The sequence below is a fragment of the Kitasatospora sp. NPDC041917 genome (assembly GCF_055589745.1).
In genome coordinates, this window is the sequence record NZ_JBVJBI010000008.1 from 150,718 (window position 1) to 165,426 (window position 14,709).

Consider the following 14,709-nt stretch of genomic DNA (forward strand, 5'->3'; position numbering starts at 1 on the left):
GACACCTGAGGGTGTCCGGGGCCCACTGCCGCGTTCTCGCCGGCGAGCGGCTCAGAGGGTGCGGTTGCGGCCCGCGCCCCAGCCGGCCGCGCCGACCACCAGGACCAGCACCAGCATCAGCACCAGCGGGGTCTCCCAGCCGCCGGTCAGCTGGCGCAGCGCACCCGCGCCGACCGGGCCCGCCGCCGCGACCAGATAGCCGATCGCCTGCGACATCCCGCCCAGCTGGGCGGCACCGGCCGCGGTGCGGGTGCGCAGCACGATGAACGCCAGGCCCAGGCCCAGCGAACCGCCCTGGGCCACGCCCAGGATGGTCGCCGACACCCACGCGGCGGAGACCGGCGCGACCAGCAGCATCGCGATGCCCAGCCCGTTCAGGGCGACCATGGTCAGCGCCAGCCCGCGCTGGCTGGTCATCCGGCCGGCCATCAGCGGCACCAGGAAGGCGCCCGCCACCTGCACCAGGTTGGAGAAGGCGAAGACCAGACCGGCCTGGCCGCGGTCCATGCCGTGGTCGGCCAGGATGGTCGGCATCCAGGCGACCAGGGTGTACACCAGCAGCGACGAGATGCCCATGAAGAGGCTGATCTGCCAGGCCAGCGGGGACTTCCAGATGCCCTCGATCGGCTTGGCCGGCGCGGCGGCCACGGCCACCGCCCCCTGCCGCTCCTGACGCGAGCGCAGCACCTGCGGCAGCCAGGCCACCGCCGCGATCAGCGCGAGCAGCGACCAGGCGCCCAACGAGGCCCGCCAGCCGCCGCCCAGCGCGTGCTCCAGCGGGACGGAGGTGCCGGCCGCGAGGGTGGCGCCGACCAGCATGGTGGTCGAATAGACGCCGGTCATGGTGGCCGCGCGGTCCGGGAACTCGCGCTTCACCAGGCCCGGCATCGACACGTTCAGCACCGCGATGGCCACGCCGATCACCACGCAGCCCGCGTACAGGGCCGCCACCGAGGGCAGCACCCGCAGCAGCACGCCCGCGCCGAGCACCAGCACCGCGCCGAGCACCACCCGCTCGGCGCCGAAGCGGCGGGTCAGCCGCGGCGTGAGCGGGGCGCCGACGCCCTGGAACAGCACCGGGACGGTGGTGATCAGCCCGCTCGCGGTGGCGGACAGGCCGAAGGTCCGCTGGATCTCGCCGACCATCGGGGAGACCGCCGCCAGGCAGGCACGCATGTTCAGCGCGACCAGCAGGATGCCGGTCAGCAGCAGGAGCGGATGGGCCGCCCGGGCGCGGAGGGGGAGCGGGGCGGACGTGGTGACAACCGGCTGCTGGGCACGGGTGACGGCCATGGATGTGCTGTTCTTTCGTGAAGGTGCGTGGATGCGGACGGCGGAAGGGAGGCTCGCGCCGTCCTACTTCCGCGCCGCGATGGCCGCGAGCAGCTGCTCGACGGCCGCGGTCGGGCCGGCGAGCAGCGCACGACACGCCGCCTCGGCCCGGTCCGGGTCACCGCTCTCGATCGCGTCGACCAGCGCCTCGTGGGTCGCGACGACCGCCTCGGGCATGTCGTGGTCGCCGAAGGCGGAGGTCATCGCCTCGCGCACGGAGGCGCCGAAGTAGCGGTACACCTCGGCCAGCGCGGGGTTGTGCGCGGCCTCGACGACGGCGGTGTGGAACTCCAGGTCGTGCTCGACGGTGGCCTCGCGGCTCGCCCGCTCGGGGTGCGCCGCGAACACCTCGGCCTCACGGGCCAGCGCGGCGCGCATCCGCCGGATGTCCTCGGGGGTGTGCCGCAGTGCGGCCAGCCGGGCGCCCTCGGTCTCCAGCGCCGCGCGGACCTCCAGGACGTCCCGGATGCCCGAGCGCTGGACGCCGCGCAGGACGGACGCCGGGTCGCTGGTGGAGCGGACGAACGTCCCCTCGCCCTGCCGGGAGACCAGCATCCCGGCGTGCACCAGCACCCGGATGGCCTCTCGCACGGTGTTCCGTCCGACGGCCAGTTGCTCGGCCAGCTCGTGCTCGGTGGGAATCCGCGAGCCCACCGGCCACGCCCCACCCGCCAGCTGCGCCCGCAGCTGCTCGATCGCGGTGTCCACCAGGGAGCGCCGCCCGGCCGCCTGCAAACCGCCGCTCATGCCGGACCTCCCTTTCCACCGCACACGTCATCACCGGTCGTCGGTCATCCTACAACCGCTTGCCCGGTCATCCTACAACCCACCCCTGACCAGCCCATGAACCCTGGATGTACCCCCGGACACGGATCCCCGCGCCCCACCAGGGGCGCGGGGACCTGTGCGCGGGGCAGGAGATCGCGGCGGGTGGCCGGTGCCCGGTGGCCGGGCGCCTCCCCGCCGGAGGCGTCAGCGCTGCGGGTAGAGGCGCTCCAGGACCGCGGCGACGCCGTCCTCGTCGTTGCTGGTGGTGACGGCGTCCGCGACGGCGAGGAGTTCCTCGTGGGCGTTGGCCATGGCGACGCCGTGGGCGGCCCAGCCGAACATCGGGACGTCGTTGGGCATGTCGCCGAAGGCGATGGTGTCGGCGGCGCGGACGCCCAGGCGGCGGGCGGCGACGGCCAGGCCGGTGGCCTTGGACAGGCCGAGCGGGAGCAGTTCGACGACGCCGGCGCCGGCCATCACCACGCCGACCAGGTCGCCGGCCGCGCGCCGGGCGGCTTCGGCGAGGGCGTCGTCGGTGAGGGCGTGGTGCTGGATGTAGAGCTTGCTGAGCGGGGCGTCGAACAGCCCGCCGCGATCGACCCGGACGACCGGCAGGTCGGAGCCGATCAGCAGCTCGTAGCCGGGGCCGGCCAGCACCTGGCCGTCGAGGCCGTCCTGGTTGGCGGCGATGGCCAGCGGGCCGGTCTCGGTCTCGATCTTCTCGATCGCGAGCGCGGCGAGCCGCCGGTCCAGGGTGAGCGAGGTGAGCAGCTTGTGCGCGCCGGCGTCGTACACCTGGGCGCCCTGTCCGCAGACCGCTATCCCGGTGTAGCCGATCTCGTCGAAGACCGGGCGGGCCCAGACCGCCGAGCGCCCGGTGACGATGATGTGCAGCGCGCCCGCGCCGGTGGCCGCGGCCAGGGCGGCGCGGGTGCGCTCGGAGACGGTCTCCCCGCTGGTGAGCAGGGTGCCGTCGAGGTCGGTGGCGACCAGCCGGTAGGGCAGGCCGCCACCGCCGGGGGAGGCGAGGCTGGGGCTGATGGTGCTCATGGGCCTTACGTCTCCCGGGAGTTGCGGGTGGTGCTGGGTGGTGCTGGCCGGGTTACTTGACCGGTTCGAGGACGGTCCGCCCGCCGAGGTACGGCCGCAGCGCCTCGGGCAGGACGACCGAGCCGTCGGCCTGCTGGTGGTTCTCCAGGATCGCCACGATGGTGCGCGGGACGGCGACCAGGGTGCCGTTCAGGGTGGCGAGCGGGCGGGTCTTGCCCTCCTCGCGCATCCGGATCGCCAGTCGGCGGGCCTGGTACTCGGTGGTGTTGGAGGTCGAGGTGACCTCGCGGTACTTGCCCTGGGTGGGGATCCACGCCTCGATGTCGAACTTGCGCGCGGCCGAGGCGCCGAGGTCGCCGGAGGCGACGTCGATCACCCGGTACGGCAGCTCCAGCGCGTTGAGGAAGTCCTTCTCCCACTGGAGCAGGCGGCGGTGCTCGTTCTCCGCGTCCTCGGGGGTGGTGAAGACGAACATCTCCACCTTCTCGAACTGGTGGACGCGGATGATGCCGCGGGTGTCCTTGCCGTAGGTGCCGGCCTCGCGGCGGAAGCAGGACGAGTAGCCGGCGTAGCGCAGCGGCAGCTTGTCGGCGTCGAGGATCTCGTCCATGTGGTACGCGGCGAGCGGGACCTCGCTGGTGCCGACCAGGTACCGGTCGTCCTCGGCGAGGTGGTACACGTTCTCGGCGGCCTGGCCGAGGAAGCCGGTGCCGTCCATGGCGGCCGGGCGGACCAGGGCCGGGGTGATCATCGGGGTGAAGCCGGCCGCGGTGGCCTGGGCGATCGCCATGTTGACCAGGGCGAGCTCCAGCAGCGCGCCGACGCCGGTCAGGTAGTAGGAGCGGGCACCGGCGACCTTGGCGCCGCGCTCGGTGTCGATCGCGCCGAGGATCTGGCCGAGCTCGACGTGGTCGCGGGGCTCGAAGCCCTCGGCGGCGAAGTCGCGCGGGGTGCCGATCTCCTCAAGGGTGACGAAGTCCTCCTCGCCGCCGACCGGGGCGGCCGGGTCGATGAGGTTCGCCAGCGAGCGGAGCAGGCGGTCGGCCTCCTCCTTGGCCGCGCCCTGTTCGGCGTCGGCGGCCTTGACCTCGGCGGCCAGGTCCTTGGTGCGCTGCAGCAGGGCGGCCTTCTCGTCGCCCTTGGCCTGGGCGACCTGCTTGCCGAGCACCCGCTGCTCGTTGCGCAGTTCGTCGAAGCGGCTGCCCGAGGACCGGCGCCGCTCGTCGGCGGAGAGGAGGGCGTCGACCAGGTCGACGTCCTCGCCACGGACGCGCTGCGAGGCGCGCACTCGGTCAGGGTCCTCACGGAGCAGGCGAAGGTCAATCACAGGCCCAAGCGTACCGGGCGACCGTTCCTCCACCAGTACGGCATTTCCCCTGGGGATAACTCGCCCGATCCTGTGGATAACTTCTGTGGGGAACGCTCCGCCGCCGGGTTATCCACAGGCCCGACCCCTGGCCTGTGGATCCAGGGGGAGGATGGCCCTCCGTGTGAACGAACCAGGGAATTGAGGTTTCAAACCTCAATCAACCTTCCCGAGTGAGGGAATTGAAGCACTCGGACGGGTGATTTGCTGGCAACCGGGTGACTCTGGTCCGATTGGTCATCTCTGCGACGCAAACCGATGGTCCGACCAGTTCTGGGCAATGGCTATACCGGTTTGTCGACTCTCCCCCGGCCTGTGGATAACTCGGGGCTGTGGACAGCGGGGAGCCCTGTGGACAGCGGCCCCCGGCCCCGGGCCGCCTGTGGACGACGGACGGGGCCGTCCGCCCCGCCCGATCGACCCGATCCAAAACAGTCGGAAAAGGTCGGAAAGACAAAAGATGCAATCAGGGTGTCCGGACGGCTGCGGAGGTCGCGGATGCCCCGCGGGCCTCAGATGTTCCCGCGGCCGTCGAGGGCGCGGGAGAGCCAGTCCGCCGCCGAGGAGAAATCCTCGTCCGAGGTCCCCGGCCGCCGGTGGGTGGACTCCTGCCGGTCGGCGCGCGGATAGGAGCCCAGGTACCGCACCTGCGGGCAGATCCGCTTGAGCCCCATCATCGCCTCGCCGACCCGGCGCTCGGACAGGTGGCCCTCGCAGTCGATCAGGAAGCAGTAGCTGCCCATGCCCTCGCCGGTCGGGCGGGACTCGATCCGCATCAGGTTGACCCCGCGCACCGCGAACTCCTGGAGCAGCTCCAGCAGCGCGCCCGGGTGGTCGTCCGGCAGCCAGACCACCATCGAGGTCTTGTCCGCGCCGGTCGGCGAGGAGACCCGGCCCGGACGGCCGACCAGTACGAACCGGGTGGCCGCGCTCTTGGCGTCCGCGATCTCCTTGACCAGCGGCTCCAGCCCGTAGATCGGCGCCGCGAACTCCCCGGCGAACGCGCCGTCGTAGCGGCCCTCGGAGACCAGCCGGGCGCCGTCCGCGTTGGAGGCGGCCGACTCCCACTTCGCCTCCGGCAGGTTGGCCGCCAGCCAGCGCCGCACCTGCGGCTGGGCCACCGGGTGGCTGGTCACCGTCTTGATCCCGGACAGCTCGGTGCCCGGTCGCACCAGCAGCGCGAAGGTGATCGGCAGCAGCACCTCACGGTAGATCATCAGCGGTGCGCCGGAGGCGAGTTCGTCGTTGGTCGCGGTGACCGCGCCCTCCACCGAGTTCTCGATCGGGACGAACGCCCCGGACGCCTCCCCGCCGCGCACCGCGTCCAGTGCCAGCGCCACCGAGGACAGCGGCACCAGCTCCCGGGTCGCCGCCTCGGGCAGGGTGTGCAGGGCCGCCTCGGTGAACGTGCCGGCCGGTCCGAGGTAGGTGTAGCGGGTGGCCGACATGATGCCTCCGTGGGAATCTCGGTGCTGCGCGGGCGGAGTGTGCCGAAGCAATCACCCTAACGACTCCGCGGCCCCGGCAGGAAAGCGTTCCACCGACCGGAACCGCGGCGGTGCGTCCCGGTGACTCCGGGGGAACTACCCCTCCAACAACTGCTGTCCGAGGTAGCCGCCGGGCGGCGGGCCCGGTGGCAGCGCGTACAGGCCGCCGGCCTCGTGCCGCAGGAAGCGGGAGAGGCCGTCGCCCCGGGAGAGCTTGCGCTGCACCGGGGTGAAGCCCTTGCGCGGGTCGGCCTGGAAGGCGAGGAAGAGCAGCCCGGCGTCCGGGGAGCCGTCCGGCAGCAGCCCGTCGTGGTACGAGAAGCCGCGGCGCAGCATGGCCGCCCCGCCGTTGGCCGCCGGGGCGGCGACCCGGATGTGCGCGTCGGCGGGGATCGCCAGGGTGCCGTCCGGGCCCTGCGCGGCGAGGTCGACCGGGGACCGCTCGCCGGCCCCGGCGGGCGCGCCGAGCGGGGCGCCGTCCGACTTGCGCCGCCCGATCACCCGCTCCTGCCGGTCCACCGGAAGCGCCTCCCAGTGGTCCAGCAGCATCCGGATCCGCCGGAACACCAGGTACGAGCCGCCGGCCAGCCAGCCCGGCTGGTCGCCGCCGGCGGCGCAGAACACCGTGGCGGCGAAGCCCTCCTCGTCCGGCCGGGGGTTGTTGGTGCCGTCGATCTGGCCCATCAGATTGCGTCCGGTCACCGGCCGCGCGGCGGCGCCGGGGGTGCGGGCGAAGCCGGCCGACTGCCAGCGCAGCGCCGCCGTCCCGGCCGCGAGCCGCTGCAGCACCCGCAGGGCGTGCACGGCGACCAGGGCGTCGTCCGCGCCGATCTGGACGAACAGGTCGCCGTCGCCGCGGGCCGGGTCGAGCGCGTCGCCGGGGAAGGCGGGCAGCGGTTCGAGCCCGGGCGGGCGGCGGTCGGCCAGCCCGGCCTTGTCGAACAGGGCGGCGCCGAAGCCGACCGTGACGGTGAGCGAGCAGGGCCCGGCGTCCAGCGCGACCTGGTCGTCGAACTCCTCGGCCGGCTCCCCCGCGGTCAGCCGCTCGGCCGCCTTCGTCCAGCGCTGCAGCAGGGTGCGCAGCCCGTCCCGGCCGACGCCCACGGCCAGGTCGAAGGCGGCGAGTTGGACCCTGGCCTGCGCCGGGTCGGTGATCCCGGCCTGGTGCGCGCCGCGGAACGGCACCCGGGCGGAGCCCAGCGTCCCGCCGGACGGGCCCGCCGCGTCCGCCGTCCCGCCCGGCCGTCCGTCCAGGGCGACCGCCCCGGCGACGCCCGCGCCGGCGCCGGCCAGCAGTCCGGCCCCGGCGGTGCCGAGCAGCGCCCGCCGGGTGAAGCCCGCGGGCCCCGCCGGACCCGGCCCGTGGTCCGTCGGGCCGGGCTCCGCCGAGCCGGGCTCCGCCGGACCGTGCTCCGTGGAGGTGTCCGTCATCCCGCTCACCCGATCCTGAACTGCTGGGTCGGGGTGGTCTGGTCGATGTCGGAGGAGCGGATCTGCACCGACACCACCCAGTTGCCCGCCAGCGGGAGCTGCGCGGTGCCGCTCCACCGGCCGGTGCCCTCCGGGGTGAGCGCGACCGGCAGCGGGCCGAGGTCGCGGTCCGGCAGGGTGAAGGCGAGCTCCGCCTCGGGGACGTCCACCGGCTGCCCGTCCGCGCTGTCCAGCGCGAGCTTCACCTCGTTCGGCCCGGTCCGGGCGGGGTTGAGGGTGACGGTCGCGGTGCCCTTGGCGTTCGGCGTCCGGCCCTTGGTGTCGTACGGGAGCTTGAGCTCGACGGTGCGGCCCGGCTCGGTCTGCGGCGCCACCGGGGCCCCGCCGGCCGCCGGAGCGGCGGCCGCCCCGGCCTTGAGCTCGCCCGCGACCCGTCCGGGCGGGGAGTTGGTGAGCATCGTGGTGACCACCAGCACCGCCACCGCGACCAGCGCCTCGACCAGCACCGAGCGGCGCAGCCCGGCCCGGGTCGGGGTCAGCCCCCGGTCGCGTCCGGCGCTCCGCAGGGCGGCCCGCTGGCGCTCCAGCTGCGCCTGCCGGACCGGGTCCTCGCTGTGCGTCGCCACGGCGACCGGTTCCGGCAGTTCGGCCGGTGCGACCTCCACCGACTCGGCCGGGGCCGAGCGCAGCCGGGCCAGCCAGGAGCGGGAGATCCAGGCGACGCCGAGCATCGCGACCACGCAGCCGCTCTTCACCAGCAGCAGCCGCCCGTACTCGGTGCCGGTCAGCGCGCCCCAGCTGCCCAGGCCCCGCCAGGACTGGTAGATCCCGGTGACGGCCAGCACGGCCACCGCGCCGAAGGCGATCCTGGAGAAGCGGTCCACCACCTCGGCGCCGACGCCCTCGCGCAGCGCGACCAGCAGCGCGGCCAGCCCGCCCAGCCAGAGCGCCATGGCGAGCAGGTGCAGGATGCCGAGCGGCAGCGCCAGCCAGACCTGGATGCCCACCGAGGCGTGGTCGGCGCCGACCCAGGTCGCCGAGAGGGCGACCGCCAGCACCAGCCCGGCCACGCCGAGCCCGAGCCGGACCTCGCGCTGCGGCCGTTCGGCGGCCCGCCGCTCCAGCTCGCGCAGCTCGGCGGCCTCGGCGTCCTCCTCGGACACCGCGGGACCGGCGGGGCCGTCGGCGTCCTCGGAGCCCTTGGAGCCCTCGGAGCCGTCCTCGTCCCGCGGCTTCGGGACGACCGGCCGCGGCGGCTGCCCCAGCTGCCCGACCAGCAGCGACAGGAACACCCCGCCCGCCGCGAGCAGCAGCAGCCGGGCGGCCAGCGCGGTGCCGATCCGCTCGTCCAGCGTGGCGCGCATCAGCGACAGGTCGAAGGCCTGCCCGACCCCCGAGCCGCGCTCGTACGGGCCGCGCAGCATCAGCACGGCGACGGTGGAGACCAGCAGCGCCGTCCAGCCGGTCATCAGCAGCCGCTGCACCCGGCGCCGGGCGGTGCCGGCCGGCCAGCAGATCAGGACGAAGGCGGCGACGCCGACCAGCAGCGCGAACGCGGTGTACGCGACGGTGCGCCCGGTGCCGTACAGGAAGGCGACCAGGCCGTCGGCCTCCGCGCCCTGCAGCGCGGTCGCCGACACCGAGGTGTCCGAGGGCGCGCCGATGGAGAAGGTGAACGCCCCGCCGACCGGGTGCGAGTCGTCCGAGACCGCCCGCCAGGCCACCGTGTACGTGCCGTTGGCGAGCCCGCCGCGCAGCCCGACCCGGGCGGTGTTGCCCTTGCCGTCGGCGTGCGCCGGGTTGCCGGTGTCCACGGCCTGGCCGGCCGGGTCGAGCACCCGGACGGAGTCGCCGGAGAGCGAGACGGACTCGCTGAAGGTCAGCGTCACCGCCTGCGGGGCGGTGGCGACGACCGAGTTCTGCCGCGGGTCGGTGGAATCCAGGGTGGCGTGCGCGGAGGCCGGACCGGCGCCCGCGAGCATCAGCGCGAGCAGCGCGCCGAGCATTCCGAGCACCCCGGCGATCCGGCGGTGGGTGGCCTTCTCCAGGCCGGCCGACTGCATGGTGGCGGTCCCCTTAACTCTGGCTGGGCCGGTAGGTGAGCTCCTTGACCGGAACCTTGACGGAGATGGTGCCGGACTTGGCGAAGGTGAGGTCGAGCTCCAGCTCGTCGCCGAGGGCCGGGGTCTTCTGCCATCCCATGATCATGAGGTGGTTGCCGCCCCGGGCGAGCTGCAGGGTGCCGTGCGCGGGGACGTCGAGACTGTCCACCTGCTCCATGGTCGACGCGGTCGAGCGGTGCATGGTGACCGACCCGGCGGCCGGGCTGGTCACCTTGAGCAGCTCGTCCTGCCCGCCGTCGTTGCGAACGGTCAGGTAGCCGGCCGCCATGCCGCCGGCCGGGGGCAGCGGGATGTAGGAGTCGGCGACGCTGAGCCTGGCCGGGCCCCCGGCGGCACCGTCCTGCCCACCCGTGCCGCCGCCCGTCCCGCAGGCGGCCAGGATGGCGCCGCCGCCCAGGGCCGTCGCGACGACGGCACCGAGCAGGGCGGTGCGGCGGAAGCGGCCGGTTCCGGTCTGCACCGAGGTCACGCCGCGACCCCCTTGGCGAGCAGCGGCAGGTCGTGCTCGTAGGTCTTCTCCTCGGTGCCGCTCATGTAGAGCACGTGCGCCTTGTCGTCCGAGGGGAGGAAGGCCAGCACCTGCGCGCCGTGGGTGGAGGTGACCGTGCCGTCCCCGTTGACCACCGGGTCCTCGATCATGATGCCGAGCGACTTGGCCGCGGTCTTCACCTTGGCCAGGTCCCCGGTGAGGCCTATGAAGTCGCTGCCCATCGAGTCCAGCCAGGTGCGCAGCACCTGGGGGGTGTCGCGCTGCGGGTCGGTGGAGACGAAGACGACGTTGACCTTCTGCCGGTCCGCCTCGGGCAGCGCCTTCATCGCGACGCCGATGTCGCCCATGGTGGTCGGGCAGACGTCCGGGCAGCTGGTGTAGCCGAAGAACAGCAGGGTGGCCTTGCCGTTGGTCTGCTGCCGCAGGTCGAAGGGCCGGCCGGAGGTGTCGGTCAGCTGGAGGTCCGGCTTCTCGAAGTTCTTGGCGAGCTTGGTGCCCTGGTACGGGGTGTCCTCCTTCTGCCGGGTGACCTTGGCGACGGTGGAGTCGCCGCCGGAGGAGCCGCAGGCGGAGAGGGTCAGGGCGGCGGCCAGCGCCAGGGCGGCCGCGCCGGCCAGGCGGGTGGTGCGGGTGGTGCGGGGCATGCGAGTTCCGATCGTGCGCGGTGGGCCGCCGGCGGGGCCGCACCCGTCCTGCGGGTGCGGCGCCGCCGGCGCGGGGGTCAGGAGGCGGAGCCGCCGTTCTTGCGGCGCAGGCCGAGCACGCCGACGGCGGTGCCGATCACACCGACCACGATGCCGACCACGCCCAGGGTGCGGGCGGTGGAGTCGCTGGACTTGGCGTCGCCGGAGGCGGCGGCGTGGTCGGAGCTGTCCCCGTGGGCGCCCGCGGCCGGGGACGCGGTGACGCCGTGGCCGTCGCCCTCGGCGGCCTTGGTGAGCTTCAGGACGGGGGCGGGCTTGGCCGGCTCGGGCTGGCCGTCTTTGGACTCGTCGATCCAGCGGGCGATGTCGCCGTTGTCGTAGGTCTGGAGGGTCTTGAAGACCAGGCTGTCGGTGTCGGTCGGCAGCGGGCCGAGCGAGACCCGGAACTCCTGGAACTGGCCGGGGGCGATCTTGGTGCCGGCGTCGGCGGTCCAGGTGATCTTGGAGACGGCCTCGGTGACGTCGTTGCCGTGCACCTTGATCGGCTTGTCGAGCTTGGCCTTCTCGACCGCGGCGGTCCAGCCCGGCAGCGGCAGGGTCCGGACCGAGGCCAGCGGGTGGTCCAGCGGGAGGTTGACCTCCAGCTTCACCGTGCCCGCGGTGTCGCTCTCGTTCGGCACCCGGAAGTCGACGGCCGTGTAGCCGCCCTGGGCGGCCGCGCCCGGGTTCACGGTGACGTGCGCGAAGGCGGGGCCGGCCAGCGCCACCACGGAGGCGGCGGCGGTGAGGGCGACGGCGGCGAGACGACGGGTGGGAAGGGAACGCATGATGCGGGTCTCCGATCGGAGCTCGGCGGCAGCCGGTACCGGGCGACGGACACGATCCGTACCGCGGGGGCCGCGCGTGGGGAGGTGGGGGCAGAGCCTCGGGCCGCCCCGGTGGTCGGGGGAACGGCCGGACGGTGCGCACACCGGCACCCGACGCGGCCGCAGGGCCGCCGGGAGACGCCGGTCAGTACGCGAGGGCCCCGCACGGCGGACCGCGCCGCACCACGCTGTGCCGCAGCACCGCACCCGTCGGGAACAGGCTCTCCCCGCCCCGGGCACCGAACCGGCGGGCCGGGCCCGCCACGCCGAACAGACCGCGCAGCAGCGCGGCCACCAGCGCGAACGCCGTGCACAACGGCGCCGCCCAGTGCTCCCGGGCCGCCGTGGCGGCCACCCGCAGCAGCCGCCACAGCGCCGCCTCGCCGCGCCGCAGCCACCAGCCCGCGACCAGCGCGGCACCCAGGTGCCCGGCCAGCATCGACGGCGTCATGCCGAGGACACCGGCCTGCCACCAGGGCGCGGCGGCGAACGCGTGCGGATCCAGGCCCGCGGAGGAGACCAGCTGCTCCGCGGACGGGCCGCCGGACAGGCCGAGCAGCGTGCCGGGGCGCGCCTCGTTGCAGATCAGCCGACCGGCCACCTGCGGCACGGTCAGCGGCCCGGGGCCGCCGTGGTGCATGCCCGGCATGGAGCCGTTGAAGCCGTTGAAGCCATGGAAGAGACAGTGCAGCGCGAGCTGCCCGGCACCCAGCGCCCCGGCGATGCCCGCCAGCGAACGCTCCCGCCCGCCGCAGACCGCCGCGAAGGCCAGCACCGCGGCGAAACCCAGCGCCAACGCGGTCGGCGGCACGTTCCCGCCCCCCGCCAGGGCGTGCCCGGCGGCCGCTATCAGGGTGCAGACCAGCGCGAACGGGACCGCCCGGGCCAGCCGCAGGTCCCAGGCGGCGGACCCCACCGGCTGAGCCGGTCCGGGGGCGCCCGGGAGCGGGGCGGCGGCGAGGGCAGTCATGGCCGGGCCATCCTCTCATTGCGTACGCCGCCGACACGGGCAGGGTGGGAAATCCCTACGAATGCCCCTTTCGGCGGCGGCGTGCGAGGGGGCGTACGCGTCGCCCGGCACAGACCCCGTCCCCCGGTCCATCCGCCGAACGGGCGGTAGCGGCCCCCGGGCACGGTTCACCCGCGAATCGCCCGGAGATACCTAGTTGTATGTGGAGCCGCAGCCAGGAGGGACCTCCCGTGGACATCTGGTGGACTCTGCACCTCAAGCGCGACCCGGCCAGCGTCCCGCTGGCCCGGCGCATCCTGCTCGGTGCGATGGCGACCGCGGGCGTCGACCCGCAGATCGCGGACGACCTCGGCGTCGCCCTCACCGAGGCCTGCGCCAACGCCGTCGAGCACGGCGCCACCGGGCGGCCCGACGACGGCTTCCAGGTCACCGCCTCGATCTGCGGCGACCGGCTGCGGATCGAGGTCACCGACTCCGGGCCCGGCCTGCCAGCCCCCGCTCCCGCTCCCGCTCCCGCTCCGGCCGCCGCCCGTCGCCCGGCCGCCCCGGCGCCCGCCCGTCCGGCGGTGGCCGGCCGGGCTCCCCGCCGCACCCGCCGCGGCCGCGCCACCGTCCCGGCCCGCGTCCTCGCCGCCCACCGTCCCCGCCGCGACGGCCACCCGTACGACACCCACGTCCTGCCCTGCCGTCCCAGCACCCCGACGCTGCGCCCGGTCGACCTGGACACCCTTCCCGACCTCACCGCCGAATCCGGCCGCGGCCTCTTCCTCATCCACGCGCTCACCGACCACGTCCAGCTGCGCAACCACCCGCTGCGCGGGGCGATCGTCAGCTTCGACAAGATCCTCAAGTGGCAGGACGGGGCGCTGCTGCGCGCGGCGTCCTAGGGCGTGTCTGACAATTCCCGCCGGGTGCGCGACGCCGGGGCACGCACCTCGCCGCGTTGTCGTCGGTCGCCAATGGCCCCCAGCCTTCGGCCGGGAGGTGCCCCCACCGCAGTGGCTCCCTCCTCCGCCTTGCGATGCACGCACCCCAACGCCGCGCCCTGATCCGACTCGAATTGTCAGACACGCCCTAGGGCAGGCGGGGCCGGCGGCCGGAAACGACGAGGGGCGCGGGCTGTGGGCCCGCGCCCCTCGGGGTCGACCGGGGCGGGGTCAGCTCCGGGTGGCCGACTTGCGGCGGCGCAGGGCGACCAGGGTGCCGGCGCCGACGGCCAGGACGGCCGCGCCGCCGAGGGCGATCGGCAGGGTGCTGGAGCTGGAGCCGGTCTCGGCCAGGTGCGGGCCGCCGGAGGGCGAGGGGGAGGCGGTGGCGGCCGGGGCGTTGGTGGCGGGGGCGTTGGTGGCCGTCGTGGCACCGGCCTCGCCCACGTTGAACTCGCCCAGGTAGTCGTCGAGGAACTGGGTGCACGCCTGCGGCTTGTTGTTGGCCGGAGTCGGGACCTTGTCGTTGTCGAAGGCGTCCGAGCCGGCTTCGTAGTTCGCGCCGTAGTGACCGACCGGGGCCTTGGCGGTGGCGGCGATCCGGACCTTGTAGGTGATCTTCTCGCCCTTGGCCAGCTTGAAATCGGGCGCCAGGAGGGCGCGGTCGTCGAGCTTGGCGGGCTTCCAGCCGGACCCGGTGTCCAGCTGGACGTCGAAGAACTCGGTGCTCCACTGGACCGGACGGTCCCCGAACTCATCGGTCACGTAGAGGGAGTTGTGGACGACGGGGAGGTCGACGCCGCTCTTGTTCTCCCAGGTCATGGTCATCTCGGCGGCTTGGCCGCCCTTGACCAGGGTGGTGCCGTACAGGCCGGTGCCGGTGACCTTGAGCAGGTTGCTCTGGTAGACGCCCCCGTGGCAGCGGTTGTCGACGGTCGGCGTCGGCACCGGCCGGGTCGGCAGGTTCGTCGGCTTGGCGGTGGCCGTCGGGGTCGGGCTGCCGGGGGTGGTGGCGCCGGCGCTCGGCGGGGCGGAGGCCGACGGAGTGGCCGTGGCGCCGGCGCTCGGAGAGGCGGTGATGCCCACGGCACCGGCGGTGGCGGCGCCGACGGTGGCGCCGAGCGAGAGTGCCACCAGCGTGGACGCGGCCAGGAGTCGGGAAGTGCGCATGGTGAAGGGCCCCCATTTTTGGATGAATTTGGCTGAAATCAGGCGAATTGAGGCCATGGCCGAGCCGCTGGCACTGGTCGCGACCG

13 protein-coding genes are annotated in these 14,709 nt (G+C 74.3%); 1 reads left to right on the top strand and 12 read right to left on the bottom strand.

The window, feature by feature from the left end; all coding sequences use genetic code 11:
- Positions 1-51 precede the first annotated feature (51 nt).
- The 11 genes from ACZ6EM_RS12495 to ACZ6EM_RS12545 all read right to left on the bottom strand — a co-directional run bounded on the left by ACZ6EM_RS12495 (position 52) and on the right by ACZ6EM_RS12545 (position 12,527).
- On the bottom strand, positions 52-1,293 hold the full coding sequence (locus tag ACZ6EM_RS12495; protein WP_465772333.1) for a CynX/NimT family MFS transporter: 1,242 nt from the start codon (positions 1,291-1,293) through the stop codon (positions 52-54).
- Between the two features lie 63 nt (positions 1,294-1,356).
- Positions 1,357-2,079 (bottom strand): FadR/GntR family transcriptional regulator, encoded by a 723-nt coding sequence (locus ACZ6EM_RS12500; RefSeq protein ID WP_359898045.1) that lies wholly within the window; start codon positions 2,077-2,079, stop codon positions 1,357-1,359.
- Between the two features lie 225 nt (positions 2,080-2,304).
- The gene (locus ACZ6EM_RS12505; protein WP_380553312.1) at positions 2,305-3,150 is read right to left on the bottom strand and encodes an HAD family hydrolase; all 846 of its coding nucleotides are present in this window, start codon (positions 3,148-3,150) and stop codon (positions 2,305-2,307) included.
- A 52-nt stretch (positions 3,151-3,202) separates the two neighbouring features.
- On the bottom strand, positions 3,203-4,477 hold the full coding sequence (gene serS, locus ACZ6EM_RS12510; RefSeq protein WP_359898041.1) for a serine--tRNA ligase: 1,275 nt from the start codon (positions 4,475-4,477) through the stop codon (positions 3,203-3,205).
- A gap of 551 nt (positions 4,478-5,028) precedes the next feature.
- Complete coding sequence (gene pheA / locus ACZ6EM_RS12515) at positions 5,029-5,964, bottom strand: prephenate dehydratase (protein WP_359898039.1); 936 nt, start codon at positions 5,962-5,964, stop codon at positions 5,029-5,031.
- Positions 5,965-6,099: 135 nt separating this feature from the next.
- A complete protein-coding gene (gene efeB / locus ACZ6EM_RS12520) occupies positions 6,100-7,434 on the bottom strand; it encodes an iron uptake transporter deferrochelatase/peroxidase subunit (RefSeq protein ID WP_401045725.1) in 1,335 nt (444 codons plus the stop codon).
- A gap of 5 nt (positions 7,435-7,439) precedes the next feature.
- The gene (locus ACZ6EM_RS12525; protein ID WP_465772334.1) at positions 7,440-9,497 is read right to left on the bottom strand and encodes a copper resistance CopC/CopD family protein; all 2,058 of its coding nucleotides are present in this window, start codon (positions 9,495-9,497) and stop codon (positions 7,440-7,442) included.
- Between the two features lie 13 nt (positions 9,498-9,510).
- Positions 9,511-10,026: a copper chaperone PCu(A)C gene (locus tag ACZ6EM_RS12530; protein ID WP_359898035.1), complete on the bottom strand. Its 516-nt coding sequence runs from the start codon at positions 10,024-10,026 to the stop codon at positions 9,511-9,513.
- The gene (locus tag ACZ6EM_RS12535; RefSeq protein ID WP_359898031.1) at positions 10,023-10,691 is read right to left on the bottom strand and encodes an SCO family protein; all 669 of its coding nucleotides are present in this window, start codon (positions 10,689-10,691) and stop codon (positions 10,023-10,025) included. Before ACZ6EM_RS12535 ends, ACZ6EM_RS12530 begins: the two co-directional genes overlap by 4 nt.
- Before the next feature lie 77 nt (positions 10,692-10,768).
- Entirely contained in the window at positions 10,769-11,518 is a 750-nt protein-coding gene (locus tag ACZ6EM_RS12540; protein WP_465772335.1) for a YcnI family copper-binding membrane protein, read from the bottom strand.
- Between the two features lie 184 nt (positions 11,519-11,702).
- Positions 11,703-12,527 carry a hypothetical protein gene (locus tag ACZ6EM_RS12545; RefSeq protein WP_401045716.1) on the bottom strand — a complete coding sequence of 275 codons (825 nt, stop codon included), beginning with the start codon at positions 12,525-12,527 and terminating at the stop codon, positions 11,703-11,705.
- A 230-nt stretch (positions 12,528-12,757) separates the two neighbouring features.
- On the opposite strand from ACZ6EM_RS12545, the gene ACZ6EM_RS12550 reads away from it, so the two are divergent.
- Positions 12,758-13,414 carry an ATP-binding protein gene (locus tag ACZ6EM_RS12550; RefSeq protein ID WP_465772336.1) on the top strand — a complete coding sequence of 219 codons (657 nt, stop codon included), beginning with the start codon at positions 12,758-12,760 and terminating at the stop codon, positions 13,412-13,414.
- A 270-nt stretch (positions 13,415-13,684) separates the two neighbouring features.
- On the opposite strand, the gene ACZ6EM_RS12555 is transcribed toward ACZ6EM_RS12550, so the two are convergent.
- The gene (locus ACZ6EM_RS12555) at positions 13,685-14,623 is read right to left on the bottom strand and encodes an LAETG motif-containing sortase-dependent surface protein (protein ID WP_452180971.1); all 939 of its coding nucleotides are present in this window, start codon (positions 14,621-14,623) and stop codon (positions 13,685-13,687) included.
- Positions 14,624-14,709 lie beyond the last annotated feature (86 nt).